The sequence below is a fragment of the Rhizobium sp. AAP116 genome, assembly GCF_001295785.1.
GTDB lineage: Bacteria > Pseudomonadota > Alphaproteobacteria > Rhizobiales > Rhizobiaceae > Allorhizobium.
The window spans coordinates 1-25,600 of record NZ_LJIB01000019.1; the positions used below are offsets into that span (position 1 = coordinate 1).

Here is a 25,600-nt window from a genome sequence, read left to right on the forward strand (position 1 = left end):
GGGGGGGGGGGGGGCCCGCTTGCGCTGACGCTAACCCCCTCATCCGGCGCTACGCGCCACCTTCTCCCCGCTGGGGAGAAGAGGTCCCGCCGGCGCTCTGCCCGTCAGTGTCATCACGTCATGCACGCTCTCCAGGAGGCCATCCATGCCCCTCGTTCCTGAAATCGACTACGGCACGCCCGCTTCGCGCTCGGAGAAACTGGTGACGCTGACCATCGACGGTCGCGCGATCACGGTTCCCGAGGGCACCTCGATCATGCGCGCCTCGATGGAGGCCGGCATTCAGGTGCCGAAACTCTGCGCCACCGACATGGTCGATGCCTTCGGTTCCTGCCGTCTCTGTCTGATCGAAGTGGAGGGCCGCAACGGCACGCCCGCCTCCTGCACCACGCCGGTCGCTCCCGGCATCGTCGTCCACACCCAGACGGAGCGGCTGAAAGCCATCCGCAAGGGCGTCATGGAGCTCTATATCTCCGACCACCCGCTGGATTGTCTCACCTGTGCTGCCAACGGCGACTGCGAGCTGCAGGACATGGCCGGTGCCGTGGGTCTGCGCGATGTGCGCTACGGCTATGAGGGCGAAAATCATGTGAAGGCGCGGTCTGCCGAGGGTGGCATCAATGCCCAGTGGATGCCGAAGGATGAGAGCAATCCCTATTTCACCTATGATCCGTCGAAATGCATCGTGTGTTCGCGTTGCGTGCGGGCCTGCGAAGAGGTGCAGGGTACGTTTGCGCTGACCATCGAGGGCCGCGGTTTCGACAGCCGTGTGTCACCCGGCGCGCACGAAGCGTTTCTCTCGTCGGAATGCGTCTCCTGTGGCGCCTGCGTTCAGGCCTGTCCGACTGCGACGCTGACGGAAAAGTCCGTCATCGCCATCGGCCAGCCGGAGCATTCGGCCGTCACCACCTGCGCCTATTGCGGCGTCGGGTGTTCCTTCAAGGCCGAAATGCGCGGCGAAGAGCTCGTGCGCATGGTGCCCTGGAAGGATGGCCAGGCCAATCGCGGCCATTCCTGCGTCAAGGGCCGCTTCGCCTATGGCTATGCCAGCCACAAGGACCGCATCCTCAAACCGATGATCCGCGAGAAGATCTCCGATCCCTGGCGGGAAGTGACCTGGGAAGAGGCCTATGCCCATGTCGCCTCCGAGTTCAAGCGCATCCAGTACCAGTATGGCCGTGAAGCCATCGGCGGCATCACCTCGTCGCGCTGCACCAATGAAGAGACCTATCTGGTCCAGAAGCTGATCCGCGCCGGCTTCGGCAACAATAATGTCGATACCTGCGCCCGCGTCTGCCACTCGCCGACCGGTTACGGTCTCGGCCAGGCTTTTGGCACGTCTGCCGGCACGCAGAACTTCGATTCGGTCGAGCATTCCGACGTCGTGGTCGTCATCGGCGCCAATCCGACCGATGGTCACCCCGTCTTCGGTTCGCGGCTGAAGAAGCGTCTCCGCCAGGGGGCGAAGCTGATCGTCATCGACCCGCGCCGCATCGATCTGGTTCGCACCCCGCATGTCGAGGCGGCCCACCATCTGCCTCTGAAGCCCGGCACCAATGTCGCCGTCTTGACGGCACTTGCTCATGTCATCGTCACCGAAGGCCTGTTCGACGAGCGCTTCATCCGCGAGCGCTGCGACTGGTCGGAGTTCGAGGACTGGGCCGGTTTCGTCTCCGACCCAGCACATTCGCCGGAGGAAACGGAAAAGTTCACCGGAGTACCCGCGGCAGAGCTGCGGAGTGCCGCCCGCCTGTTTGCCACCGGCGGCAATGGCGCGATCTATTATGGCCTTGGTGTCACCGAACACAGCCAGGGCTCGACGACCGTCATGGCGATTGCCAACCTTGCGATGGTCACCGGCAATATCGGTCGTCCCGGCGTCGGCGTGAACCCGCTGCGCGGCCAGAACAATGTCCAGGGCTCCTGCGACATGGGCTCCTTCCCGCATGAACTGCCCGGCTATCGCCACGTGTCCGACGATGCGACGCGCGAGACCTTCGAAAAGCTCTGGGGCGTCGAGCTCAGCAACGAGCCGGGCCTGCGCATCCCCAACATGCTGGATGCCGCCGTCGATGGCTCGTTCAAGGGCATCTATATCCAGGGCGAGGACATCCTGCAGTCCGACCCCGACACGAAGCACGTCTCGGCAGGACTTGCCGCCATGGAATGCGTCGTCGTGCACGACCTCTTCCTCAACGAAACGGCGAACTACGCCCATGTCTTCCTGCCGGGCTCGACCTTCCTCGAAAAGGACGGGACCTTCACCAATGCAGAGCGCCGCATCAACCGCGTGCGCAAAGTGATGAGCCCGAAGAATGGCTATGCGGATTGGGAAGTGACACAGAAGCTCGCCCAGGCCATGGGGCTTTCGTGGAACTATAGCCATCCGTCTCAGATCATGGACGAGATCGCCGCAACCACGCCGAGCTTTGCCGGTGTCTCCTACGACTATCTCGAAAAGATGGGTTCGGTGCAGTGGCCCTGCAACGAGAAATTCCCTGTGGGATCGCCGATCATGCATGTCGACGGCTTCGTGCGCGGCAAGGGCAAGTTCATCCGCACGGAATATGTGCCAACGGACGAGCGCACCGGCCCGCGCTTCCCGCTGCTTTTGACCACCGGTCGCGTTCTCTCGCAATACAATGTCGGCGCACAGACGCGGCGCACGGAAAACAGTGTCTGGCATGAGGAAGACCGGCTGGAGATCCATCCGCATGATGCCGAACAGCGCGGCATCAAGGATGGTGACTGGATCAAGCTTGCCAGCCGTTCCGGCGACACCACGTTGCGCGCACTGATCACCGATCGCGTGGCCCCGGGCGTGGTCTACACGACCTTCCATCACCCCAATACGCAGGCCAATGTCATCACGACCGACTTCTCCGACTGGGCGACCAATTGCCCGGAATACAAGGTGACCGCCGTGCAGGTTTCGCCGTCGAACGGCCCGACCGAATGGCAGGAAGAATATGAAGAACTGTCGCGCCAGTCGCGGCGGATCGTCGGCAAGCTGGAAGCGGCGGAATGAGTGATCTGATCGGCTCCACGGCGCGCCTCGTCGGCGGGCTGAAGGCGAGCCACGGGCGCGTCTCGGCCAGCAGCCGGCTGGTGCCCGAGGAGGTGCCGATCGCATTCTCCTACGCGGGCTCCACCCATGCGGTGATGATGGCGACGCCCGATGATCTCGAAGACTTTGCCGTCGGCTTCTCGCTTGCCGAGGGCATCATCGCGGGTGCCGAGGATGTGGTCGCCATCGACGCCATCGAGGCGGGCGAGGGGATCGACGTGCAGGTGACGCTGAGGGAGATGACGGCGCAAGCGCTGATCGACCGGCGCAGGCGCATGGCCGGGCCCGTCGGTTGCGGGCTCTGCGGCATCGAGTCGATCGAACAGGCAAGCCGTGCCGTCAAGCCGGTTGCTGCCGAGGGTTTCAGTCTGTCCGCCCGTGACGTTGCCCAGGCCATGGCGCAGCTGACGGCGCGGCAGGATCTGAACCGCCAGACGCGCGCCGTCCACGCTGCCGGCTTCTACAGCCTGAAGCAAGGGCTTGTCGCGATCCGTGAAGATGTCGGTCGCCACAATGCGCTGGACAAGCTCGTCGGTGCCGTTGTCATCGGCGGCTGGGATCCTGCCCAGGGTGCGGTCGTGGTAACGAGCCGTCTGTCCGTCGAGATGGTGCAGAAGACGGCAGCGCTCGGTGCGCCCGTGCTGATTGCCATTTCCGCGCCGACAGCGCTTGCCATTCGCACGGCCGCGCAGGCCGGGATCACCTTGATCGGCATTGCGCGCGACGAGGATTTCGAGATTTTCACCCGGCCCGACCGGGTGGCCGAGGGAGTACCGCTGCATGTCTGAAACCGGCACCGACGCCAAGCTGATCCGCATGGCGAACCAGATCGCCACCTTTTTCCTGTCGCAGCCGGAAGAGGTGCGTGCGGAGGGGGTGGCTACGCATATCAACAAGTTCTGGGAGGTCCGCATGCGCCGCCGCTTCCATGAGTTGGTGGCGGTCCCCGATGCCGGTTTTCTGCCGCTGGTGGTCGAGGCCGCCAGCAGCATCAAGCGCCCCGGCGCGTCTGATGCCACCGCCGTCGGTCTTGGTCAGGAGGCTGCTGTTGGTGCACCCTTCGGCAAAGGGGTAGCCGCAGGCGAGTCGCTGTCGGAGCCGAGCATCCCGGAGACGACGCCCTGAGCCCAGACGGAAGTGCCGTCAGTTTAGCCAGAGATGGATGAGTGCTGTTTCCGGCGTCTCGGTGCCGCCGTTTTCGATACCCGTGCTCCAGAGGCCGGTACCGGCCGCATAGGCGCCGGGTGACAGGCCGCCTGCCTCGCACTGGCTCACCGCCCGCAGCCGCTTTCCACTCTTCACTGCTTCGGCGAGCACCGACAGCAGGACGGTATCGTTCATCGCTGTGCCGGCGCCGAAAATACGCAGCACCGCACCGTCCAGTCTTTCTAGCATCGCCTTCACAGCTTCTGCCGGAATTCCTGGGGAGAGCGTCAGGATCGCGAGCTTTCGGTCCTCAAAAGTCCGACGCTGCGGCACGTCGGGTGTCGCCTGCGGCTGCGCGCGAAACGCATCCGCTTCGTGGCTGTCATGTTTCACCAGGCCGTCAGCCGCGAGAAGTTTGCCGGCGAAGGCAAGGAAAACGCCGGGCTCTTTGCTTGCCGTAGCCGAGATCGCGAGATCGAGATTGCTCTCGGCATCGCCCTGATGCCCGAGTGGCAGCATGGAGCCGCAGAGGATCACGCGGCGGTTCTCCTCCGCCAGAGCCTGGCTCAGCGCTGCACCGGAAAAGGCCATGGTGTCGGTGCCGTGGGTGATGATCACGGCTGCATCCGGATGGCGGCAGATCGTTTCCAGCATTCTGTTCCAGTGGGCAGGACCCACATCGGCGCTGTCGAGCAAGGGATCGAAGACGTCAGCGGTCAAAACCGCGCCGGCGGGCAGGCGTGCCGCAATCGCTTCTTCCACGAGCCCCTTGAGGGGTGCCAGCCCTTCCGGCGTCTCGGCCATCCCGATCGTTCCACCCGTGTGGATCAGCAGCAGTTTCATTGTCTCGCCTCCCAGATTCGTTGCCGTCTGGTAGGGCAGTGCGAAGTGGAGATCAACCGGGTCCTGGAACGCGAAAAGGCAGCGCCTGACAGCGCTGCCCCTTCAAAATCAGTCAACTGTCGCCGTGATCAGGCGGCCAGATCTTCCAGGTCGCTACCCTTGAACATCTTGGCGAGGTTCAGGAAGCAGATCATGCCGTTCTCGTTGGCAATGATGCCTTCAGAGAAGGTCTTGTCGAAGGAAGCGGAAACTTCCGGAACCGGCTGAACCTGGCTCGACGGGATGGTCAGGATGTCCGAAACGCGGTCGACCAGCATGCCGATGACCATGTTGTGGACTTCGGCCACGACGATCGCCGAACGCTCATTGGCAACCGTGCTCTTCATGCCCAGCTTGTAGGCGAGGTCGATGATCGGGATGACCGAGCCGCGCAGGTTCATGACACCGATGACATCGGCCGGCGCATGCGGGATCGGCGTCGACGGGGCCCAGCCGCGGATTTCGCGAATGGTCGTGGTCTTGACGCAGAATTCCTGATCATGAAGCCGGAAGGCGATGATCTCGAGGGTCTCACTGCCGAAGCTGGTGGAGCTGATAGTTGCCATTAGAAATCTTCCCAACCTTCCTGTACCTTGGCAGCGGCTGCGCCACCTGCGGCGCGAGCGACACTCGCCATGAGTTTGCGTGCCGGTGATGCCACAGGTGAAGCATCGGGACGCGCTTCCATGACTTTATGCGAAGAGTGTTGCCCAATTCTAAACTGTGACACCAGTTCGCGCAGGGATGCCGCCTGTTTTGCGAGGCTATGGCTCGCGGCAGTCGATTCTTCGACCATGGCGGCATTCTGCTGGGTGTTCTGGTCCATGGCGTTGACCGCCTTGTTGATCTCCGACAGGCCGGTCGACTGTTCGCGCGAGGCTTCGACGATCGCTACGACGTTGGTGTTGATGTCCTTGACCTCAATGACGATCTGCTCGAGCGCCTTGCCCGTCTCGCCCACCAGCTGGACACCTGTCTTCACCTGATCCGAGGAGGTGTTGATGAGCGCCTTGATCTCCTTGGCGGCCGTTGCCGAACGCTGCGCCAGTTCACGTACTTCCTGGGCAACCACGGCAAAGCCCTTGCCGGCTTCACCTGCGCGCGCAGCCTCGACACCCGCATTCAGAGCCAGGAGGTTCGTCTGGAAGGCGATGTCGTCGATTACGCCGATGATGTTGGAGATCTCCTTCGAGGAGTTCTCAATCTGGCCCATGGCCTGGATCGCGTTCTTCACCACCAAGCCGGACTTTTCAGCCCCTTCCTTGGTGCGCGCCACAAGCTGCCCGGCTTCGTTTGCTCGCTTCGAGCTATCGGCGACCGTCTGGGTGATCTGTTCGAGCGCGGCAGCCGTTTCCTCGACGGCCGCTGCCTGCTGTTCGGTGCGCTTGGCGAGATTGTCCGATGCTTCGCGGATCTGCGATGAGCCGGAGGCAATAGCATCCGTATTGTAGCTGACACCCTGCATCGCGGCTGCGATGCGTGTCATAGCGGCATTGAAGTCGGTGCGGATCTGCTCCAGCGACGGGATGAAGGGCTTATCGATGGTCGCCGTCAGGTCACCATTGGCGAGCGCCGTCAAACCCTTGGCGATTTCGTCGACGGCGTTGACGCGGCCGGTAATGTCGGTTGCGTATTTCACCACCTTGAAGACGCGGCCGCTGGCATCGAGGATCGGATTGTAGGATGCCTGGATCCAGACGATCTTGCCGCCCTTGCCGATGCGCTTGAACTCCTCAGAGACGAATTGTCCAGACGCGAGTTTTTTCCAGAACTCGCGATAGACGTCGGTGCGCGCGTAATCCGCCTCGCAAAACATGGAATGATGCTTACCGGTGATCTCGCCGAGCGTGTAGCCGAGGGTCGAGAGGAAGTTTTCGTTGGCCGTCAGTATCTCGCCCGTGGGCGTGAATTCGATCGTTGCCTGGACACGGGAGATCGCTTCGAGCTTGCCGGAGTCTTCCGCACTCTTCTGCTTTGCCGCCGTGATGTCGCTCGCGAATTTGACGATCTTCCACAGCTTTCCGTTCTTGAAAACGGGATTGTAGGAGGCCTGGATCCAGATCTCGCTGCCGTCTTTCTTAAGACGCTTGTATTCGCGGCTCTCGAATTTCCCGGAATTGAGCATCGCCCAGAATTCTTGGTAGTCAGCGGTGGCGGTGTAGGCAGGATCACAGAAGATGCGGTGGTGCTTGCCCTTGATCTCTTCAAGGCTATAGCCGAGCGCCCGACAGAAATTTTCGTTCGCTGTGATGATCGTACCGTCGAGCTTGAATTCGATGACTGCCTGTGACCTCCCCAATGACTCAAGGATCGCCTTTGACTCCGCCCCAGGCAACGCTATCAATCCCATCTGTATTCCCCCTCACAAGGATCCCTGCATGCACCGCTGACCAGTGCTACCATGTGAATATTAGCCTTGTGGGTTTAAGCAATCGTCAATGTTCAACGATTTTCTGAGGTGTCAGTGAGCGAAATTCGGTCATTTACCCTAAGAATTTGGGGGCTCTGAATTGACAAAAGGCAATCTTGAATCGAAAAATGCGCATATTATAATGCTATAATGTTGAATGCGTGGCTGGTGGGAGTCATCCGCCACGGGTCGGACGGTCCAGAATGCGGCGGCCGAAGAGGCTCGCAGCCAGTTCCACCATGACGCGGGCGCTGCGGCCTCGGTCATCGAGAAACGGGTTGAGTTCGACGAGGTCGAGGGATGAGACAAGCCCGCTGTCGTGCAAGAGCTCCATGATCAGATGCGCCTCGCGGAAGGTCGCGCCGCCCGGAACCGTGGTGCCAACGCCGGGTGCAACGTCGGGATCGAGGAAGTCGACATCGAGGCTGACATGCAGCAGCGCGTTGGCCTCGCGGACATCGGCCAGGATGCGTTTGACGATGCTGCCCATCCCCTCTTCATCAATGGCGCGCATGTCATAGACATTGACGGCATTCTCCGAGATCAGCCGGCGTTCCTCCTCGTCGACCGAACGGATGCCGACCTGGTAGACATGCCGTGGATCGACGAATGGCCGCTCGCTCGGAAGGATCGGGGCAAATTCAGCCTTGCCGCAGAAGAACGCGACGGGCATGCCGTGGATATTACCCGACGGGGAGGTTTCGGGCGCATTGAAGTCCGAATGGGCATCCAGCCAGAGCACGTAGAGCGGTCGACCCACCACACTTGCATAACGCGCCATGCCGGAAACGCTGCCCATGGAGAGGCTGTGGTCACCGCCGAGCAGGATCGGGACGGCACCGCCGGCTGCCGCCTCGTAGGTGGCAGTCTCGATTGCGCGGGTGAAGGCTCCGACGACAGGCAGGTTCTTGGCACGCGGCATGTCCGCTAGATCCGATGCCGGCTCCGGCCGAAGATCGCCGCGATCCTCGACCGTATAGCCGAGGTCACGCATGGCCGGACCGATCCCGGCAATGCGATAGGCTGCAGGCCCCATGGCACACCCGCCGCGGCCCGATCCTTCCTCGAGCGGTACCCCGATGAGGGCGACAGTCTTCTGTTGCATGGCCATGTCTCGTCCTTCTCTTTATTGACCCGCATGATCGGGCAAAGCGACGTTCTCAAAAAGGTGGAACTTCGTCACAAAGCGCTATAGTTTGCGCAGATCGCAACCATCATGTGACAGTTTGTAAAATGGACGACCTCGATCGCACGATCCTCGGCGCATTACGCCAGAACGCCCGCCTGCCCGTCGCTTCGCTAGCGGCTATGAGCGGGGCTTCGCGCGCGACGATTTCGGCCCGTATCGACCGGCTGGTGGCGAACGGAACGATCGCGGCCTTCACCATCCTGACCGGCAGCGAGATCCAGCCCAGCGGTGTCAGGGCGATCATCATGATTGAAGTGGTCGGGAAGTTTCACGACCGGGTGGCCCATCAGTTGCGCGGCATGCCACAGGTGCGTTCCCTGCACAGCACGAACGGCAAGTGGGACTTCATTGCCGAGCTGGAGGAGCGGGATCTCGCGAGTTTCGACGAAACGCTCAGACGGATCCGGCTGATCGAGGGTATCAATTTCACCGAAACCAATATTCTCCTGAAGACCAGCAAGGTCGCCTGACGGTTTCGACCGGCGACCGGCTCAGTATTCCTTTTCATAGAAGATGCCGCCGCCGGCTCCCGATCCGCCGGCTTCACCCTTCAGCTTCAATCCCCGGCCGATATCCAGGTTGATCGTCGCCTTGGCGCCGCCGGTGCCGCCCTGTTCCAGCTCGATATAGGTCCGGTCGTTCAGGTACTTGCCGGCACTGATGCTGGTTCCCCCGGTCTCATCAGTAGAGATGTCGAGATCATCGATGCCGAGTGTGTTGCGCAGCGACTGGAAGAGCGAGGTGCCCTGTCCGCCGGCCAGTTGCGCAGCCGCATCGGCAAGCTGGGCGATCTGCAGCGGCGACAGGCGCGACAGGGACTGGCCGAAGATCAGCTGGGCCAGAATTTCGTCCTGGGGCAGGGCAGGGGTGGAGCTGAAGGTCACTTGCGGATTGCTGGCCAGCCCAGTCAGCAGGATGACGATCGTGGCGTTGCCGGATGTGGTTGTTGCTTCCAGATCGAGCAATGGCACGAGATCGCCGCCAAAGGTGATGGTGGCGCGGGTGATGTCCAGCCGCTTGGTCAGGATCTGCATGCGACCGCGCCTGAGTTCGAACGCGCCCGAGACGACCGGGGCGGCAGCGCTGCCGGTCAGGTTGATTGTTCCGCCGAGTTCCGCGTCGATACCGCGACCCCGGATGAAGGTCTGGGACGGCGAGGAAATGGTGAGGTCGAGTGCGATGGGGGCGCTTGCAGAGCGGCCCTCCGCCGGCGTCTGATCAGGTTGCTGCCGCAAGATTGCCGGCGGTGCATGGCGGTGTTCGATATCCAACGCCTCGAGGCTGGCAGGGCGGCTCTCGGAGAGGGTGATCGACGTGCGTGAAAGGTTGATCGCGCCGGCGAGTGTCGGGCCGTTCAGCAATTGCCCCGTGAGCGTGAGCCGGCCATCCGCCGTGCTGGTCACCGTATTGCCATCGACATAGACGGCCTGGTCCAGGTTGATCGTCAGGTCTGCCGGCAGCCCCGGATTTGCGATGTCGATGAAACCGCTTGCCGATATCCGTCCGCCGGTCGCGAGGTTTCCGGTGAGGCTCCCGATTTCGGCGCGCGTCCCGGTGAGGTTCACGGTCGTTGCAATCTGTTCAATCGCGAGGTTGCGTCTCACGTCGACGATACGGGCGCCGCTGGTGGACACGGTGCCAGTGATGTTCAGCTGTGCGCCGGTTCCCCCGATCGTCAGGTTGACGCTGGCATTGCCCTCGGCGACGAAACCCTGGGCGGCCAGCTGGCCGTTGGCCGCGGACAGGGGGACATCACCCTGGACCTGGATATCGAGGCCAGGACCGCTCTGCAACGAGACCGCGCCGCCCGCCGTGAGGCCGATGCCAGCGCCATTGATGCGGCTGTCCAGGGTCAGGTTCTGGTTTTCGAACCGGCCGTTTGCCGTGATGCTGAGCGGAGGCACCCCAGCGCCCCGCGTCTGGGCGATTGCCGCGTTCTGCCAGTCGAGGCGATAATCCGCAACGGGCGCCGCTGCCGTGCCACGCACCGTGATCGTGCCGGAAATCGTGCCTTCCGGCGCGATGTCGGGTGCAAGCGCTGCTGCGAGCGAGGCGGGAAGGGCGGTGATGTCGGCTGCGAGATCCAGCCTTTCACCCACGGTTCCAGACAGTGCAATCCGGCCCGAACCTGCGGAAATGACGGTCTCGGCGATCGAGACCTGCCCGTCCGCGACGCGAACCGAGGTGGGGGATGCCAACGCGAGCGCAATGCCACGCGGTGCAGCGTTCAGTTCTTCGATCGCGACAGCGAGGCCTGCATCTCCCTGGTTCAGCGCGCCCCGGAGGAGCACAGGGGCATTGTCATAACGTCCGGTGATGTCGAAATCCGTGTCGGTGCCCGATCGCGTGAAGGCTAGTGTCACCGTATCCAGGCGGTTGGCGCCGGATGCAATACTCGCGGCGCGCACCGTGCCCTCGACCGCAAGGGCCATCACGTCGGACAGCCGAAGATCGATGGTCGGCTCCGCAATCGTCAGCGCACCTTGCCGGATTGCCGCGCCGGAAGCCTGAACGTCAGCCGCGAGCCTGCCCTCGCGAGATGCGAGCGTCACCTCTCCCTTGAGATCGCCCGCGACGGTCTGGCCGGCAAGTGCGGCAAGCAGGCTCAGATCCGGAAAGTCGAATGCAATGTCGCCGCTTGGCAGCATGTCCGGGCCGAGATCGAGCGCGCCGGTCAGCCGGTTCGGACCGATGGCCAGATCGAGTGCGTCGACCCGCGTCACGCCATCGGCGCTGACGACCTGCGCCTTCGCATCGACCGGTTTCCCATCGATCTGGCCGCTTGCCATGAGGTTGGCGGAGGGCGCCTCGCGGTTTGCCACGCCGTCGAGCTGGAGCGTCAGATCGTCAATACGATAACCGGCGGCTTGACCCTCCTCGACCACAAGGGTGACGGATGCCTCGATCGCATCGAGTGGGCCGGACGCCGACAGGTTGAAGGAGGCAGGTGCTTCAAGTCGTTCGACGAAAAGTCCGATGTCCCGCAGCTGGCCGGTCAGGTCGGTGGCGATCATGCCGTCCTGATCGAGGGAGAGGGAGCCTTCGGCCTGGGCAATGTCACTCGTCAGCACGATCTCCCGCAGCGCCACCGCACTCGGGGCGACGAAATCGACCCGGGCGGACAGATCGACAGGACCGTTGAGCCGGCTTGAAAGTGCGGGAGGCAGCAGGTCGGGTTCGGCCCGAACGGCAAGACGCCCGGAAAATCCGTTGCTCGCCAGCGTGTATTCGCCGGAGCCTTGCAGATCGAGACCGTTGCTGTCGAAAACCAGTTGCTCGAAGGCGATCGTCTCCGAGCTCACGGTGAGCGGCGCTGTCAGCGTCAGCGGGCCCCTGACATAAGGGCGAACGGACTCGTCGCGGATGTCTGTTTCCTTGACCGATGCCTGGAGGTTGACCGGTCCCGCACGGTTTGCAAGGTCGAAGCTGTCACTGTCGGCCGACAGCGTCAGATCCGAGAAGCTGCCCTGGGGAACGGTCATTTCTGCCAGATCGGCGCGCAACGAAAGGCTTGCGGCCGGTGCCTGTCCGGTCACGGCAAGATCGAGGCTCCGCAGCCTCACGCCGCCGGTGAAATCTGATGACTGCGAGGTGATGCCGACCGGCTCACCGGTTGCACGGGCCGCCAGCCTGAGATCGTTTTGACCGTTCGGATCGTAAAGACCGGCGGCCTCGACTTCGGCCGTAGCGGTGGCAAACCGGCCCCGTTCGATGGCAACCGATCCGTCTGCACCCAGTCGGGCCGCGACATCGATCGCCGTTTCCCCGGCCAGGACGTCTCGCAGTTCGGGTGGAACGAGCCCGGCAAAAAGGCCGCCGCCATTTGCGGTCAGCACTCGCGTTCCGTCCTCGGCGAGTTTGTGGCTGACGTCGACTGTAATCGTGCGTTCGCCGTCGAGCGACGCCATGACTTCGCCTGCCCAGTCATCGAGCGGTCCGTCGCCGTCCACCTTGATCGCCAGCGCCGGGAGACCGGGCAGCTGCAGCCTTTCGCCGAGAAGACCTGCCGCCGGCTCCTGATAGTCCAGGTTGATGCGCAACTGGTTGTCGTTCGGTGCATAGAGCAGGTCGACCACGGCACTATTGCCGGGATCGTCCAGCCGTGTTGCGGTCAGTCGGCTTGCGATGGTTTCGCCGACGATCGTCAGTGACCCCAGTGCCGAAAGGTCAAGATCGCGCTCTGCGAGGGCCGCCCCGATTTCAATCGAGGGGAGGTCGATCGAGGCGACATCTATCTCGACCGGCAACGAGAAAGGCTCTTCCGTTTGTGGCGTCTCTGCGGACGGAAGCGGTGCGCGCTCGACAGTCACCTGTCGTGCCGTGATGCGTTCGGCCGTGAAACGCTTGCGGATGAGATCGCGCGGTGTCCAGTCGAGCGAAAGATCATCTATGGTCGCATAGATGCCCTGACTGTCCGCCACCGTAATCTGATCGACGGAAAACTGGCTGCTGAGCAGTGGTCCGGTGCCGGTCAAAGTGATCTGCTGATTGTCGGTCGAGATGAGCTTGGCAATCTGGTCGGCGAGAAACTGGCTTCCCGTGCGCGACAAGCCGCCGACGAGAATGACCACCACAAAGAGCGCGATCAGCGCGGCCAACAGGCCGCCCAGCAGGCGAATCGTCCAGGTCAGGATGCGCTTCAACCAGATCATGTTCACTATCGTCCTGTCTTGCCCGGTCAGAAGCTCTGGCCGATGCCGGCATAGATTGCATAACGGCTGCCGCCATCATTCGGGTCCAGGGGAACCGCTACATCGAGCCGCAAAGGCCCGAAGGGCGTCGTGTAGCGCAGGCCGACCCCTGCGCCCATCTTGATATCCGAGAAATCGGGCACTGTGGTGTCGGTGACCGTGCCGATGTCGAGAAAGGGCACGATGCCAATCGTGTCGGTCACACCGATACGGGCTTCGAGATTGGCCGTCACATAGGATCGGCCGCCAGTGCCCTCGTCAGACGCCGTCCGCGGCGTGATCTCCTGGAAGGAATAACCGCGCACCGAGCCACCACCGCCGGCGAAGAAGCGTCGGGTCGCGGGGATTGCGGAGAGATCGCCACCGCCAACAAGCGTGCCCGCGTTCAGGCGACCGGCAAGTACGAAGCGTTCCTCCTCGCCGAAGCCGAGATAGGTCGAAATCGAGCCCTCGAGCGAAGTGAAGAAGGTCTGGCCGAAGAAATCGTAGCTCGGTGTCAGCGAGATGGTGCCGTAATGGCCCTCGGTGGCGTTCAGCCGGTTGTCCCGCGTGTCCCTGATGTAGCCGAGCGGTACGCCGAAGGTCAGGTATTCATTACCATCGCCGAAGGCGTCGTCGATGCTGTCATAAGCCAGGGATATACCGGCATTGACGATGTCGGTGTCGGTCAGTTCATAGGCATAGGATACCTTGCCCGTCACCGTTGCGGCATCATAGTAATCGGTTTCGAGCGTGCTGCCCTTGATGCTCGCCTCGAGCGTTCCCGAGGGGACGAAGGCGCCCGGCTTGATGAAGGTGATGCCGGCCGTGTAGTCGAGCGAGGTGACGTCGCTGACGTCCTTCAATTCTCCAAGTCCACGCACCGCGCCTTCGATCCTGAGCGATTCCGCCTGGCCGAACAGATTGCGATGGCCCCAATAGCCTTCGATGCCGCCGCCATCGAGCGAAGAGTAACTCGCGCCGATGCCGAAGTAGCGGTGTTTGCCTTCGGAGACGGTGATGCCGATCGGCAGGGATCCGCTCGGGTCCAGCCCGTCCGCTTCGTTGACGGTGACCGAGGAGAAGACGCCGAGTGTGCGCAGTCTCTCGCCTGCCTTTCGCAGCTGCTCGGGCGAATAGGTCTGGCCCGGCCTCAGCCGCGAGTAGTAGGCGATGAAGTCCGAATCGACTGCCCGAGCGCCCTTGACGGTGACGGCGCCGAGCGGCGCGACGGGGCCTGCTTCAACGGCGATGGTCACATCGACAGTATTCGTCTCGTGGTCGGCGACGACTTGACGGCGGGTCACGTTCGTTAGAGGTCTGCCTTCGTCCTTGAGGCGCTCGGCCATCTGTTCCGCTGCGCGCAGGATCACCAGCGAGCCCGCATTGCCGCCCGGGGCAAGATTGAATTCTTCCGGGTCGAGACGCGCCGCATCTCCCTCGAGGCTGATATCGCCGAGTTCAAATGTCGGACCGGGCTGCACGGAGATGGCGACCGGGACGGGGCGTGAGCGGTCGAAGACCGGGTTCGGCGGCAGACTGTCGATGTCGCGACCGTCGATCGTCACGGTGACAATGCCGCCATAGAGCGCGTTTTCATAGAGTGTCGCAATAAGGCGATCACGATCGTCACGCGCCTTGATGACCAGGCCAAGATCGCCGGATACCGGCTGATCTTCGTCAGCAATCAGCAACGATGTACGTTCCAGAGATTTCTTCAGGGCGCGATCGGCGTCCCCGGTGTCAAGGGCAATGCTGAAATCGACGGGATCGATGATGTCGCGGTCGGCTTCGTCGCTGCCGAATAGACGTATTCCAAATAGCTCGAAAGCGTAGGCTTGCGAGGTTATGCCGACGGACAGGGGGCTCGCGACGGTCAGTAACAGCCCGAGCCGGAACGCATGACTAAATTTCGGCAATGTCCATCCACTCGGTCTCGGCATGTCGCTTTCATCGCGATCCGTCAGGCACTCCCCACCCGGCGGACAACTTAGGCGGAAATGCGCCTCATAGCATACCCCCTTTTTAAGCACTCATGAAAAAAGGCGGGAAGTGTTGCTTCCCGCCCTGTCTCGTTTGCGGCAAATGCGTCAGTAGCTGCGCGGGCAGGCGTCGATGTAACGGTTGCCGTAGCGGTCGCGGTAGTAGCACTGGCCCGGCTGTTCCGAGACGCGACCGATCACGGCACCTGCAACGCCGCCGATGGCCGCACCTACAGCGGCACCCCGGACGTTGCCCGTGGCAATGCCACCGATGATGGCGCCAGAGGCAGCGCCGATGCCGGCACCTCGTTCCGTCTGGCTGCAGCCTGCGACCGAAAGGCCGACCAGCATCAGCACAAGAGCTTTCTTCATCTTCATCTCTCCAAGTTCCACGCGTCCGGTCGATCCGGTCTTGTTTTGACACTTTGCCCCGCCGCTCGAGCACTCCCCACGCGGCTTCAGGCTTTCATCAGCATAGCCCCGACTCTTGGAAAGTCCATGGTCGTGGCTCACACCCTCGCGGGTGGTTCCATTACATGAGACACCGAAGATGAACCCAGGATTTACAGCCGGTTTAATGCTGCAATGCGTCACAGAATTTTTCGTTTGCGACCTTCTGGACAGTTGCACATGTCACATAAAACTCACACCATGCTCCCCGTGTCCGGGAGAGACACGAGGAGGAACAACATGGCTAAAGTGACACTGACGGTGAATGGCCGGACAGTGAGCGGAGAGTGCGAGGATCGCACCCTGCTCGTGCATTTCATTCGCGAAAAACTTGGTCTGACGGGAACGCATGTGGGCTGCGATACCACGCAATGCGGCACCTGCGTCGTTCACATGGACGGCAAGTCGATCAAGAGCTGTTCGATCCTGGCCGTTCAGGCGTCGGGATCCTCGATCACCACGATCGAGGGCCTTTCTTCCGGTGGCGAGCTGCATCCGGTGCAGGCTGCCTTCAAGGAGCATCATGGTCTGCAATGCGGCTTCTGTACGCCGGGCATGGTGATGACGGCGCTGGACATGATCTGTCGTCACAATGGCGCGCTCGACGAGGCCACCGTCCGCCATGAGCTTGAAGGCAATATCTGTCGCTGCACGGGCTACCACAACATCGTCAAGGCCGTGCTCTCGGCCAACGAAGCGATGACCGCCGGCCGTCAGGCCGCCGAGTGACGTCCAAGCGATTAGGGAACAGTGAGTAGCGAAGAGAGCGTCGCGCCGCGACGCTAACTGAACGCACTCCGTACTCTATTCGCCATTCGCTATTCGCTCACTTCTGGAGGAGAAGACAATGGGTGTTGAAGGAATCGGCGCGCGTGTGGCGCGCAAGGAAGACAAACGTTTCCTGACCGGCAAGGGCCGGTATACGGACGACATGGTCGTCCCAGGCATGAAATATGCCTATTTCGTCCGTTCGCCTTATGCACATGCCAAGATCAAGTCGATCGATGTCGCCGCCGCCAAGGCCATGCCCGGTGTCATCGACGTGCTCGACGGCAAGCAGCTGCTCGCCGACGGTATCGGCAACCTGATCTGTGGCTGGATGATCCATTCGAAGGACGGCACGCCGATGAAGATGGGCGCCTGGCGTCCACTGGCACATGAAACCGTTCGCTACGTCGGTGACGCGGTCGCCATCGTTGTTGCCGACAGCATCGGCGAGGCACGTGATGCCTCGGAGGCCGTTTCGGTCGAGTATGAAGAACTGCCCGTCGTCACCGGTGCGGTCGACGCTCTGAAGTCCGGCGCGCCGCAGCTGCATCCGGAAGCCCCTGGCAACCTGATCTTCGACTGGGAGATCGGTGACAGCGCTGCGGCCGATGCCGCGATCGCCAGTGCCGCGCATGTCACGGAAATCGACATCTTCAATAACCGTCTCTCGCCGAACCCGATGGAGCCGCGCGCGACGCTCGGCATCTACGACACGGCGGAAGATCACTTCACCTGCTACACGACCTCGCAGAACCCGCATGTCGCGCGTCTCGTGATGAGCGCCTTCTACAATGTGGCGCCCGAGCACAAGCTGCGTGTGATCGCACCTGACGTCGGCGGCGGCTTCGGCTCGAAGATCTATATCTATCCGGAAGAGGTGGTCTGTCTCTGGGCCTCCAAGAAGACGGGGGTCCCGGTCAAGTGGACTTCGGATCGCACCGAGGCCTTCCTCACGGACGCCCACGGTCGCGATCATGTGTCCAAGGTCAAGATGGCATTTGACAAGGACAACAATATCATCGGGTTGAAGGTCGACACGATCGCCAATCTCGGCGCCTATATGTCGCTCTTCTCGTCCTCGGTGCCTACCTATCTCTACGCGACGCTGCTGTCTGGCCAGTATGCGATCCCGGCGATCCACGCCAATGTCCGCACCGTCTATACCAATACTGTGCCGGTCGATGCCTATCGTGGTGCCGGTCGCCCAGAGGCGACTTATCTCCTCGAACGTACCGTCGAAACGGCAGCCCGCGAACTCGGCATCTCGCCGGCAGAACTGCGCCGCAAGAACTTCGTGCGCACCTTCCCATACCAGACGCCTGTGATCATGTGCTACGACGCCGGTGACTACGACGCCTCGCTGGAGGCGGCGATGTCTGCAGCCGATTGGAACGGTTTCCCCGCTCGCAAGGCCGAAGCCGCAGGGCGTGGCAAGCTGCGCGGCATCGGCATGAGCTGCTACATCGAGGCCTGCGGCATTGCGCCGTCGGCGGCGGTCGGCTCGCTCGGGGCAGGCGTGGGTCTCTGGGAATCCGCCGAAGTCCGCGTCAATGCGGTCGGCACGGTCGAAGTGCTCACCGGCTCGCATAGCCACGGCCAGGGTCACGAGACCACCTTCGCCCAGCTTGTCTCCGAACGCTTCGGCCTGCCGATCGACAATGTCTCGATCGTGCATGGTGACACCGACAAGGTGCAGATGGGCATGGGCACCTATGGTTCCCGTTCCGGTGCCGTCGGCATGTCGGCCATCGTCAAGGCGCTCGACAAGGTCGAGGCGAAAGCCAAGAAGATCGCGGCGCATCTGATGGAAGCTGACGAGAGCGATATCGTCATCGACAATGGCGAACTGAAGGTCGCCGGGACCGACAAGTCTGTGCCGTGGTTCCAAGTGGCGCTTGCAGCCTATACCGCCCACAACCTGCCGTCGGGCATGGAGCCCGGACTGAAGGAGGGCGCCTTCTACGATCCCTCAAACTTCACCTTCCCCGCCGGCTGCTACATCGCGGAAGTCGAGGTCGATCCGGAAACCGGCAAGACCGAGATCGTGCAGTTCGTCGCAGCCGACGACTTCGGCAATATCATCAATCCGATGATCGTCGAGGGACAGGTGCATGGCGGTATCGCGCAGGGCATTGGCCAGGCGCTGCTGGAAAGCGTGCATTACGATCCGCAGACCGGGCAGCTTCTGACCGCGAGCTACATGGATTATGCCATGCCGCGCGCCGACGACCTGCCGTCGTTCAATGTTTCGCACCAGAACACGCCTTGCCCGGGCAATCCGCTCGGCATCAAGGGCTGCGGCGAGGCAGGCGCCATCGGGTCTCCGCCGGCACTGATCAACGCGATCACCGACGCGATCGGCAATAACGACCTCAACATGCCGGCGACGCCGCTTGCCGTCTGGAGTGCGCTCCAGGCCAATGCGACCCGCCAGGCTGCCGAATAAGGAAGGAGAGAATCATGCAGCTCTATTCCACCAGCTATCACCGCGCCTCGTCGATCGAGGATGCCGGAAAACTTCTTTCCGGTGCCGAAGACGGCAAGTTTATCGCCGGCGGACAGACACTGATCGCGGCGCTCAAGCAGCGTCTCGCGCAGCCGTCGGATCTTGTCGATCTCAGGCACATCGATGCCCTCAAGGGCATCAAGGTGGACGGTCGCCGCGTCACGATCGGCGCTGCCGCCACTCATGCCGAGGTCGCCTCTTCGGCGGCCATCCGCGCGGTGTGCCCGGCGATTTGCCATCTCGCCTCGATGATCGGCGATCCGCATGTGCGCCACATGGGCACGATCGGCGGCTCTGTCGCCAATGACGATCCGGCTGCCGACTATCCGTCGGCCGTGCTCGGCCTCGGGGCGACTGTCGTCACCAACACGCGCGAGATCGCGGCTGACGACTTCTTCGTCGGCCTGTTCGAAACAGCGCTTGCCGAAGACGAGATCATCACGGCGATCCGTTTCGACGCTCCGGAAAAGGCAGGCTATGCGAAGTTCGCCAATCCGGCCTCGCGCTATGCGATGACCGGTGTCTTCGTGTCGAAAGGTGCAGGGGGCGTTCGTGTCGCCGTGACCGGTGCCGGATCGTCAGGCGTCTTCCGCCATGCCGGACTTGAAACCGCACTCTCGGCCAACTGGTCACCGGAGGCTGTCGCAGGTGTCGATATCGATTCGTCGGAGCTGATGTCGGACCTGCATTGCACGGCCGAATACCGGGCAAACCTCATCCGGGTCATGGCCAAGCGCGCCGTCCAGGCATCTTGATGCCTGGCGTCTCATCAAAAACTGAAAAGGACGGCCTCGGTCGTCCTTTTTCTCTGCGGCTTGACGCAGATCAAGTTTCGCCAGCTGCAATCCATTAGGATTTACGTGAGAAAGTTCTGAAATTCGCGCCTTTTGTCGCAGTTTAGAATGAATATACACAAGCAGGGTTGACCGGAACCGCGGACGGACCCAAAAGAGGCTGAAAGACTGGAGTGACAGGCATGGATTTCGAGGCGTTTTTCAAGGATCAGCTCGCGGGGCTTCACGAGGAAGGCCGATACCGCGTCTTCGCTGATTTGGAACGCCAGCGCGGCAACTTCCCGCGCGCGACCCGCTACACCGAAAACGGCACCCAGGAAGTCACCGTCTGGTGTTCCAACGACTATCTCGGCATGGGCCAGAACCAGCTTGTCATCGATGCCATGAAGCAGGCGATCGACGACTGTGGTGCCGGTGCCGGCGGCACCCGCAACATTTCCGGCACCAATCATTACCATGTCCTGCTTGAGCGCGAACTCGCTGATCTGCACGGCAAGGAATCGGCGCTGATCTTCACTTCGGGTTACGTCTCGAATTGGGCAGCGCTCGGGACGCTCGGCGCCAAGATCCCGGGTCTCATCATCTTCTCCGACGCCCTCAACCATGCCTCGATGATCGAAGGCATTCGCCACTCCAAGGCTGAACGCGTCATCTGGAAGCACAACGACGTCAAGGATCTGGAAGCGAAGCTTGCTGCCGCCGATCCCAAGGCGCCGAAGATGATCGCGTTTGAATCCGTCTACTCGATGGATGGCGATATCGCGCCGATCAAGGAAATCTGTGATCTCGCCGATAAATACGGCGCGATGACCTATCTCGACGAAGTCCATGCGGTCGGCATGTACGGCGCCCATGGCGGCGGTATTGCTGAACGCGAGGGCCTGATGGATCGCCTGACGATCATCGAAGGCACGCTTGGCAAGGCCTTCGGCGTCATGGGTGGCTATATCGCTGCCTCGACCGCGCTTTGCGATTTTGTCCGCTCGTTTGCTTCGGGCTTCATCTTCACGACGGCGCTTCCGCCGGCGCTCGCTGCCGGCGCTGTCGCCTCGATCCGCCATCTGAAGACCAGCCAGGTAGAGCGCTTCGCCCATCAGGAGCGCGTGCGTCGCCTGCGTGCCATGCTCGACAAGGCTGGCATTCCGCATATGCCGAACCCGAGCCATATCGTGCCGGTCATGGTCGGCGATGCCGCCAAGTGCAAGTGGATCTCCGATCTGCTGCTCGATAACTGTTCCATCTATGTGCAGCCGATCAACTATCCAACGGTCCCGAAAAAGACCGAGCGGCTGCGCATCACCCCGACGCCTCTGCATTCGGACGCCGATCTCGAACATCTGGTCGGTTCGCTCCACCAGCTCTGGTCGCGCTGCGCCCTGGCGCGTGCGGTGGCTTGATCGACCCTAGCAGATCTTCATAAAAATGCGGGTTCCGGAAACGGAGCCCGCATTTTTCTTTGGGAGGTTTTAGGAACGTGAGTATTGCCGCGCGCGTGAATACCCTGGTCGACAGGGTGATCGAGGACGAACGCATCACGGGTGCTGTGGTGCTGGTGTGCCAGGATGGCGAACCGATCCTGGAAAAGGCGGCGGGTTTTGCCGACCGCGAGGCCGGCTTGTCTGCCCGTCTCGATACCATCTTCCGCTATGCCTCCGTCACCAAGCCGATCGTTGCGGTGACGGCCCTTGCGATGATCGAGAAAGGGCTGCTCAAGCTCGACGATCGCGTCTCGCAATACCTGCCCTGGTTCAGGCCGAAGGCGCCTGATGGTCGCGAAGGCGCGATCACCATCCGCCAACTCCTCACCCACACATCCGGCCTGCTCTATGATCCGGCACTGGAGCTCCTGCCCGAAGGACAGAGCATGACGCTCGGCCTCGGCAATACGGATCTCAGCCTCGAAGACAATTTCAGCCGCCACAATGCTATCCCGCTCGCCTTCGAGCCGGGCAGTCGCTGGGCCTATTCCTTCGCCACCGACATTCTCGGCGGTGTCCTTGCTGCCCTCCATGGTGGGACGCTTGAAGATGCCGTCGTCCATCATGTTGTAGGCCCGCTTGGCATGGTCGATGCCCGCTTTCACGTCACGGACCTCGCACGGCTTGCGGTAGCCTATGCCGATCATCTGGATCGACCCGTTCGCATGCCGGACCCCTGGGTCAGCGGCGACGAGGATAACTGGCGGACCGTCTTTTCACCGTGTCGCATTTTCAATGCGAGAGCTTTCCAGTCAGGCGGTGCTGGCATGGCGGGCACGGCGAAGGACGTCTTGCGTCTCCTGGAAATGCTGCGGACCGGTGGCGGCAGTCTGCTCTCGCCCGAAATGGCGCATGCCGCACTCTCCAATCAGATCGGCGACATCGAAGGCGAACCCGGCTATCGCTTTACTTTCGTCGGCGGCCTGGTCACCGATCCCGTCGCTGCGATGACGGCGCTCCCGAAAGGGGCGATCCAGTGGGGCGGTGTCTACGGGAATACCTGGTTCATCGATCCGGCCGAGCGCCTCACCGTCGTCAGCCTCACCAACAACGCGCTCGAAGGCTGCAACGGCGCCTATCCGGAAATGCTGCGCGCGGCGGTGTATGATCGATAGTCCAGAAGTTACCTGGCTGCGACAACCTCAGCCGCCTTGCGCCGCGCTTCCTTATCCGCCGCATAGACGTCGGCAATCGTATCCGCCGGCACGCCCTCGACCATGGCATCCATCACCGTCTCCACCACGTCGGCCATGTCGAGGAAGCGGATCTTATCCTCGACGAAGGCGTTGAAGGCGGTTTCTTCGGCGGCGTTGAGGATCGCGCCCTGCAGGCCGCCACGCTCCAGCGCCGTGCGGGCAAGCCGCAGGGCCGGGAAGCGCGTTTCGTCGGGCGCCTCGAAATCGAGCCTTGCCAACTTGGCAAAATCGAGCCGGTCGACATTGAGCGCCGGACGCTTCGGATAGGTGAGCGCATAGCCGATGGCGGTGCGCATATCCGGCACGCCAAGCTGGGCGATGACGGAGCCGTCGGTGTAACCCACCATCGAATGGATGATCGACTGGGGATGCACGACAACCTCGATCTGGTCTGGGCGGACATCGAAGAGGTGCTTTGCCTCGATCATCTCCAGCGCCTTGTTGAACATCGAGGCGCTGCCGACGGAGATCTTCAGGCCCATCGACCAGTTGGGATGGGTGCGCGCCGTCTGCACGGTGACATTGGCCATCTGCTCTCGCGTGTGGGTGCGGAAGGGACCGCCGGATGCTGTCAGCACGATCCGCTCCAGCGCGTGGCGCTGGTCAGCTTCCAGGCACTGGAAGATTGCGGAGTGTTCGCTGTCGACCGGGATCAGCCGTCCACCGCCATGTCTCACAGCATCGACGAAGAGGTGGCCGGCAGAGACGAGGCATTCCTTGTTGGCAAGTGCGATATCGGCGCCGCGGGCGGCAGCCTTCAGGGTCGGCGCGAGGCCGGCGGTGCCGACGATGGCTGCCATGACCCAGCCGGCCTCCATGTCGGCGGCTTCCTCAAGCCCGCTTGCGCCCGCGGCGACGTCCGTGCCGGTGCCCGCCAGCAGGTCCTTCAGCGTCCTATACTGGCTTTCGTCGGCGGTGACGGCCAGCTTTGCCCCCGTGCGGCGCGCCTGTTCGGCCAGCAGATCGAGATTGCCGTTGCCGGTCAGCGCCATCACTTCGAAGCTGTCGCGACCGCCGAGCTGCTCGATCACGTCGAGCGTGTTGACGCCGATCGAGCCGGTCGAGCCGAGGACTGAAAGGCGCCGGGGCCGGGCATTGTCGATCATGCTGCTTACGTCCGATTGCTTCATGCTTAGAAGGCTCTACAAGGGAAAGGGAAGACCAGCAAGAGAGGTCGATCCCGACCCCTCGCCAGCCCGCTTGGGAATATGAGAATGCCGGACATTTTGCAGTCGACACGTTTGCGTGAGAGCCTGCCGGTCCTGCTCGCGGCGCTTGCCTTTCTCTGTCTTACCGGCGGCGGCATTCTTGCGTTGACGGATTATCCCGAGCTTGCGCGTCAGGTCTGGCTGGTCGGTGCTGGTTCCGTCTTCATCGTCCTCGTCATCGATATCCTGCGGGCGCTTCTCAACGGCCGGATGGGCGTCGATGCCATCGCTGCGCTTTCGATCGGTGTTGGCCTCGCGCTCGGAGAGAACCTTGCCGCGGCCATCGTCGCTGTGATGTATGCCGGCGGCCAATTGCTCGAAAGCTTCGCCGAGGGCCGCGCCCGACGCGACATGACGGCGCTGCTCGGTCGTGTCTCGCGTACGGCCATGCTCTATCGTGGCGATGCGCTCGAAAGCGTGGCGATCGAAGCGCTCAAGCCGCAGGACCGAATACTCGTGCGCAAGGGTGAGGTCGTGCCGGTCGACGGGCGCCTGCTGGCCGCGACTGCCGTCCTTGATCTTTCGGCGCTGACGGGCGAATCGCTGCCCGTCCCCATCCAGATGGGCCATGAAGTGCCGAGCGGCTGCACGGTGCTTGGCGACGCCTTCGATCTTCTGGTGCTGCGCGAATCCAAAGCAAGCACCTATGCCGGTATCGTCCGCCTCGTCGAACAGGCGCAGGCCAGCCGGGCGCCGATGGCGCGGCTTGCGGATCGTTATGCCCTCGTCTTCCTCGGCATCACGCTTCTGCTCGCCGGTGGCGCCTGGTGGTGGAGCGGAGAGGCAACGCGGGCGCTTGCCGTGCTCGTCGTCGCCACCCCCTGTCCGCTGATCCTTGCCGTGCCGGTTGCCGTCATCGCCGGCATGTCGCGGGCTGCGTCGCTTGGCGTGCTGGTCAAGACGGCCGGCGCGCTCGAGGCGCTGGCTGCGGTGACCACCGTCGTTGTCGACAAGACGGGGACCGTGACATCCGCACGACCCGAAGTGTCCGAGGTCCGGCCGCAACCGGGCTTCACGTCTGATCAGGTGCTGGCGCTGGCTGCCTCTCTCGATCAGGCCTCCGGCCATGTCGCGGCAGAAGCGCTTGTACGCGCCGCCACCGCGCGGGGTCTCGGCCTGACCCTGCCACAGGGCGTCATCGAAGAGGCGGGGCGGGGGCTCTCCGGCTTGGTCGGAGGTGTCAAGGTGGTGCTCGGTGGCAGCGGCTATGTCCGCTCGCAGTTGGTTGCCGGCGAGGATTTCGCCAGAGGCGGCATCGAAGGCGGCACGGCAGTGGTCGCCGTCGGCATTGATGGGCGGGCAGCTGGCCTCATTCTCCTCTCCGATCCGTTGCGTGCGGATGCCGGGGCAGCAATCTCCGCCTTTCGGGCCGGTGGTATCAGTCGGATCGTCATGGCCTCCGGGGACCGCAGCGATGTGGCGGAAAAGGCCTCGGCCAGTCTCAGCCTTGATGCTGTCGCCGGGGATCTCACGCCTGAAGGCAAGGTCGATCTCATTCGCAGGGAACGCGCCGGTGGCGTGGTGATGATGGTGGGAGACGGGGTCAATGATGCCCCGGCGCTGGCGCTTGCCGATGTCGGCGTGGCGATCGGTGCGCGGGGTTCGGCGGCTTCGTCGGAAGCGGCGGATGTCGTGTTGCTGGCGGACGATCTTTCGCGGTTGCCGCTTGCCTGCGGGATCGCCAGACGTTCCCGCAACATTGCCCGGCAAAGTGCGATTGCCGGGCTGCTGCTCTCTTTCGGCGCTATGGTCTTTGCCGCCTTCGGTTATCTGTCGCCCGTTCAGGGCGCGCTGCTTCAAGAGGTCATCGACGTTGCCGTCATCCTCAACGCCTTGCGCTCTCTTCGGGGCTAG

Annotated in this window: 18 protein-coding genes; 10 read left to right on the forward strand and 8 right to left on the reverse strand. The window is 62.5% G+C overall.

Features of this window, described 5'->3' with window-relative positions:
• Nucleotides 1–145 precede the first annotated feature (145 nt).
• From fdhF to IP85_RS11700, 3 genes are read left to right on the forward strand one after another with little or no spacing between them, the layout of a single operon-like run.
• Nucleotides 146–3,028: a formate dehydrogenase subunit alpha gene (fdhF, locus tag IP85_RS11690; protein WP_054149862.1), complete on the forward strand. Its 2,883-nt coding sequence runs from the start codon at nt 146–148 to the stop codon at nt 3,026–3,028.
• On the forward strand, nt 3,025–3,855 hold the full coding sequence (gene fdhD, locus IP85_RS11695; RefSeq protein WP_054149863.1) for a formate dehydrogenase accessory sulfurtransferase FdhD: 831 nt from the start codon (nt 3,025–3,027) through the stop codon (nt 3,853–3,855). Before fdhF ends, fdhD begins: the two co-directional genes overlap by 4 nt.
• Nucleotides 3,848–4,192: a formate dehydrogenase subunit delta gene (locus tag IP85_RS11700; protein WP_054149864.1), complete on the forward strand. Its 345-nt coding sequence runs from the start codon at nt 3,848–3,850 to the stop codon at nt 4,190–4,192. Before fdhD ends, IP85_RS11700 begins: the two co-directional genes overlap by 8 nt.
• A gap of 18 nt (nt 4,193–4,210) precedes the next feature.
• On the opposite strand, the gene IP85_RS11705 is transcribed toward IP85_RS11700, so the two are convergent.
• The 4 genes from IP85_RS11705 to rocF form a co-directional block, all read right to left on the reverse strand.
• A complete protein-coding gene (locus tag IP85_RS11705) occupies nt 4,211–5,056 on the reverse strand; it encodes an asparaginase domain-containing protein (RefSeq protein ID WP_054149865.1) in 846 nt (281 codons plus the stop codon).
• Nucleotides 5,057–5,184: 128 nt separating this feature from the next.
• On the reverse strand, nt 5,185–5,661 hold the full coding sequence (locus IP85_RS11710) for a chemotaxis protein CheW (RefSeq protein ID WP_006724495.1): 477 nt from the start codon (nt 5,659–5,661) through the stop codon (nt 5,185–5,187).
• Complete coding sequence (locus IP85_RS11715; protein WP_054149866.1) at nt 5,661–7,445, reverse strand: PAS domain-containing methyl-accepting chemotaxis protein; 1,785 nt, start codon at nt 7,443–7,445, stop codon at nt 5,661–5,663. The genes IP85_RS11710 and IP85_RS11715 overlap by 1 nt, the downstream gene beginning before the upstream one ends.
• Nucleotides 7,446–7,680: 235 nt before the next feature.
• Complete coding sequence (gene rocF / locus IP85_RS11720; protein ID WP_054149867.1) at nt 7,681–8,616, reverse strand: arginase; 936 nt, start codon at nt 8,614–8,616, stop codon at nt 7,681–7,683.
• A gap of 122 nt (nt 8,617–8,738) precedes the next feature.
• Between rocF and IP85_RS11725 the strand changes: the two genes are divergently transcribed.
• Nucleotides 8,739–9,164 carry an Lrp/AsnC family transcriptional regulator gene (locus tag IP85_RS11725; protein WP_054149868.1) on the forward strand — a complete coding sequence of 142 codons (426 nt, stop codon included), beginning with the start codon at nt 8,739–8,741 and terminating at the stop codon, nt 9,162–9,164.
• A gap of 21 nt (nt 9,165–9,185) precedes the next feature.
• On the opposite strand, the gene IP85_RS11730 is transcribed toward IP85_RS11725, so the two are convergent.
• From IP85_RS11730 to IP85_RS11740, 3 genes are all read right to left on the reverse strand, one after another.
• A complete protein-coding gene (locus IP85_RS11730) occupies nt 9,186–13,346 on the reverse strand; it encodes a translocation/assembly module TamB domain-containing protein (RefSeq protein ID WP_054149869.1) in 4,161 nt (1,386 codons plus the stop codon).
• A 26-nt stretch (nt 13,347–13,372) separates the two neighbouring features.
• Nucleotides 13,373–15,307 carry an autotransporter assembly complex family protein gene (locus tag IP85_RS11735; protein ID WP_197278010.1) on the reverse strand — a complete coding sequence of 645 codons (1,935 nt, stop codon included), beginning with the start codon at nt 15,305–15,307 and terminating at the stop codon, nt 13,373–13,375.
• Nucleotides 15,308–15,454: 147 nt separating this feature from the next.
• Nucleotides 15,455–15,718, reverse strand: a complete 264-nt coding sequence (locus IP85_RS11740; protein WP_054149957.1) for a YMGG-like glycine zipper-containing protein — start codon at nt 15,716–15,718, stop codon at nt 15,455–15,457.
• Nucleotides 15,719–16,036: 318 nt separating this feature from the next.
• Here IP85_RS11740 and IP85_RS11745 point away from each other — a divergent pair, with 318 nt between their 5' ends.
• The 5 genes from IP85_RS11745 (at nt 16,037) to IP85_RS11765 (ending at nt 22,457) form a co-directional block, all read left to right on the forward strand.
• Nucleotides 16,037–16,525: a (2Fe-2S)-binding protein gene (locus tag IP85_RS11745; protein ID WP_054149870.1), complete on the forward strand. Its 489-nt coding sequence runs from the start codon at nt 16,037–16,039 to the stop codon at nt 16,523–16,525.
• A gap of 118 nt (nt 16,526–16,643) precedes the next feature.
• A complete protein-coding gene (locus tag IP85_RS11750; RefSeq protein WP_054149871.1) occupies nt 16,644–19,010 on the forward strand; it encodes a xanthine dehydrogenase family protein molybdopterin-binding subunit in 2,367 nt (788 codons plus the stop codon).
• Between the two features lie 14 nt (nt 19,011–19,024).
• Entirely contained in the window at nt 19,025–19,825 is an 801-nt protein-coding gene (locus tag IP85_RS11755; RefSeq protein ID WP_054149872.1) for a xanthine dehydrogenase family protein subunit M, read from the forward strand.
• A gap of 221 nt (nt 19,826–20,046) precedes the next feature.
• On the forward strand, nt 20,047–21,261 hold the full coding sequence (gene hemA, locus IP85_RS11760) for a 5-aminolevulinate synthase (protein ID WP_054149873.1): 1,215 nt from the start codon (nt 20,047–20,049) through the stop codon (nt 21,259–21,261).
• A 77-nt stretch (nt 21,262–21,338) separates the two neighbouring features.
• Nucleotides 21,339–22,457 (forward strand): serine hydrolase domain-containing protein, encoded by a 1,119-nt coding sequence (locus IP85_RS11765; RefSeq protein WP_054149874.1) that lies wholly within the window; start codon nt 21,339–21,341, stop codon nt 22,455–22,457.
• 8 nt (nt 22,458–22,465) lie between these two features.
• Here the strand turns inward: IP85_RS11765 and dxr are convergent, their stop codons facing one another.
• On the reverse strand, nt 22,466–23,644 hold the full coding sequence (gene dxr, locus IP85_RS11770; RefSeq protein ID WP_054149875.1) for a 1-deoxy-D-xylulose-5-phosphate reductoisomerase: 1,179 nt from the start codon (nt 23,642–23,644) through the stop codon (nt 22,466–22,468).
• A gap of 108 nt (nt 23,645–23,752) precedes the next feature.
• On the opposite strand from dxr, the gene IP85_RS11775 reads away from it, so the two are divergent.
• Entirely contained in the window at nt 23,753–25,600 is a 1,848-nt protein-coding gene (locus IP85_RS11775) for a heavy metal translocating P-type ATPase (RefSeq protein ID WP_054149876.1), read from the forward strand.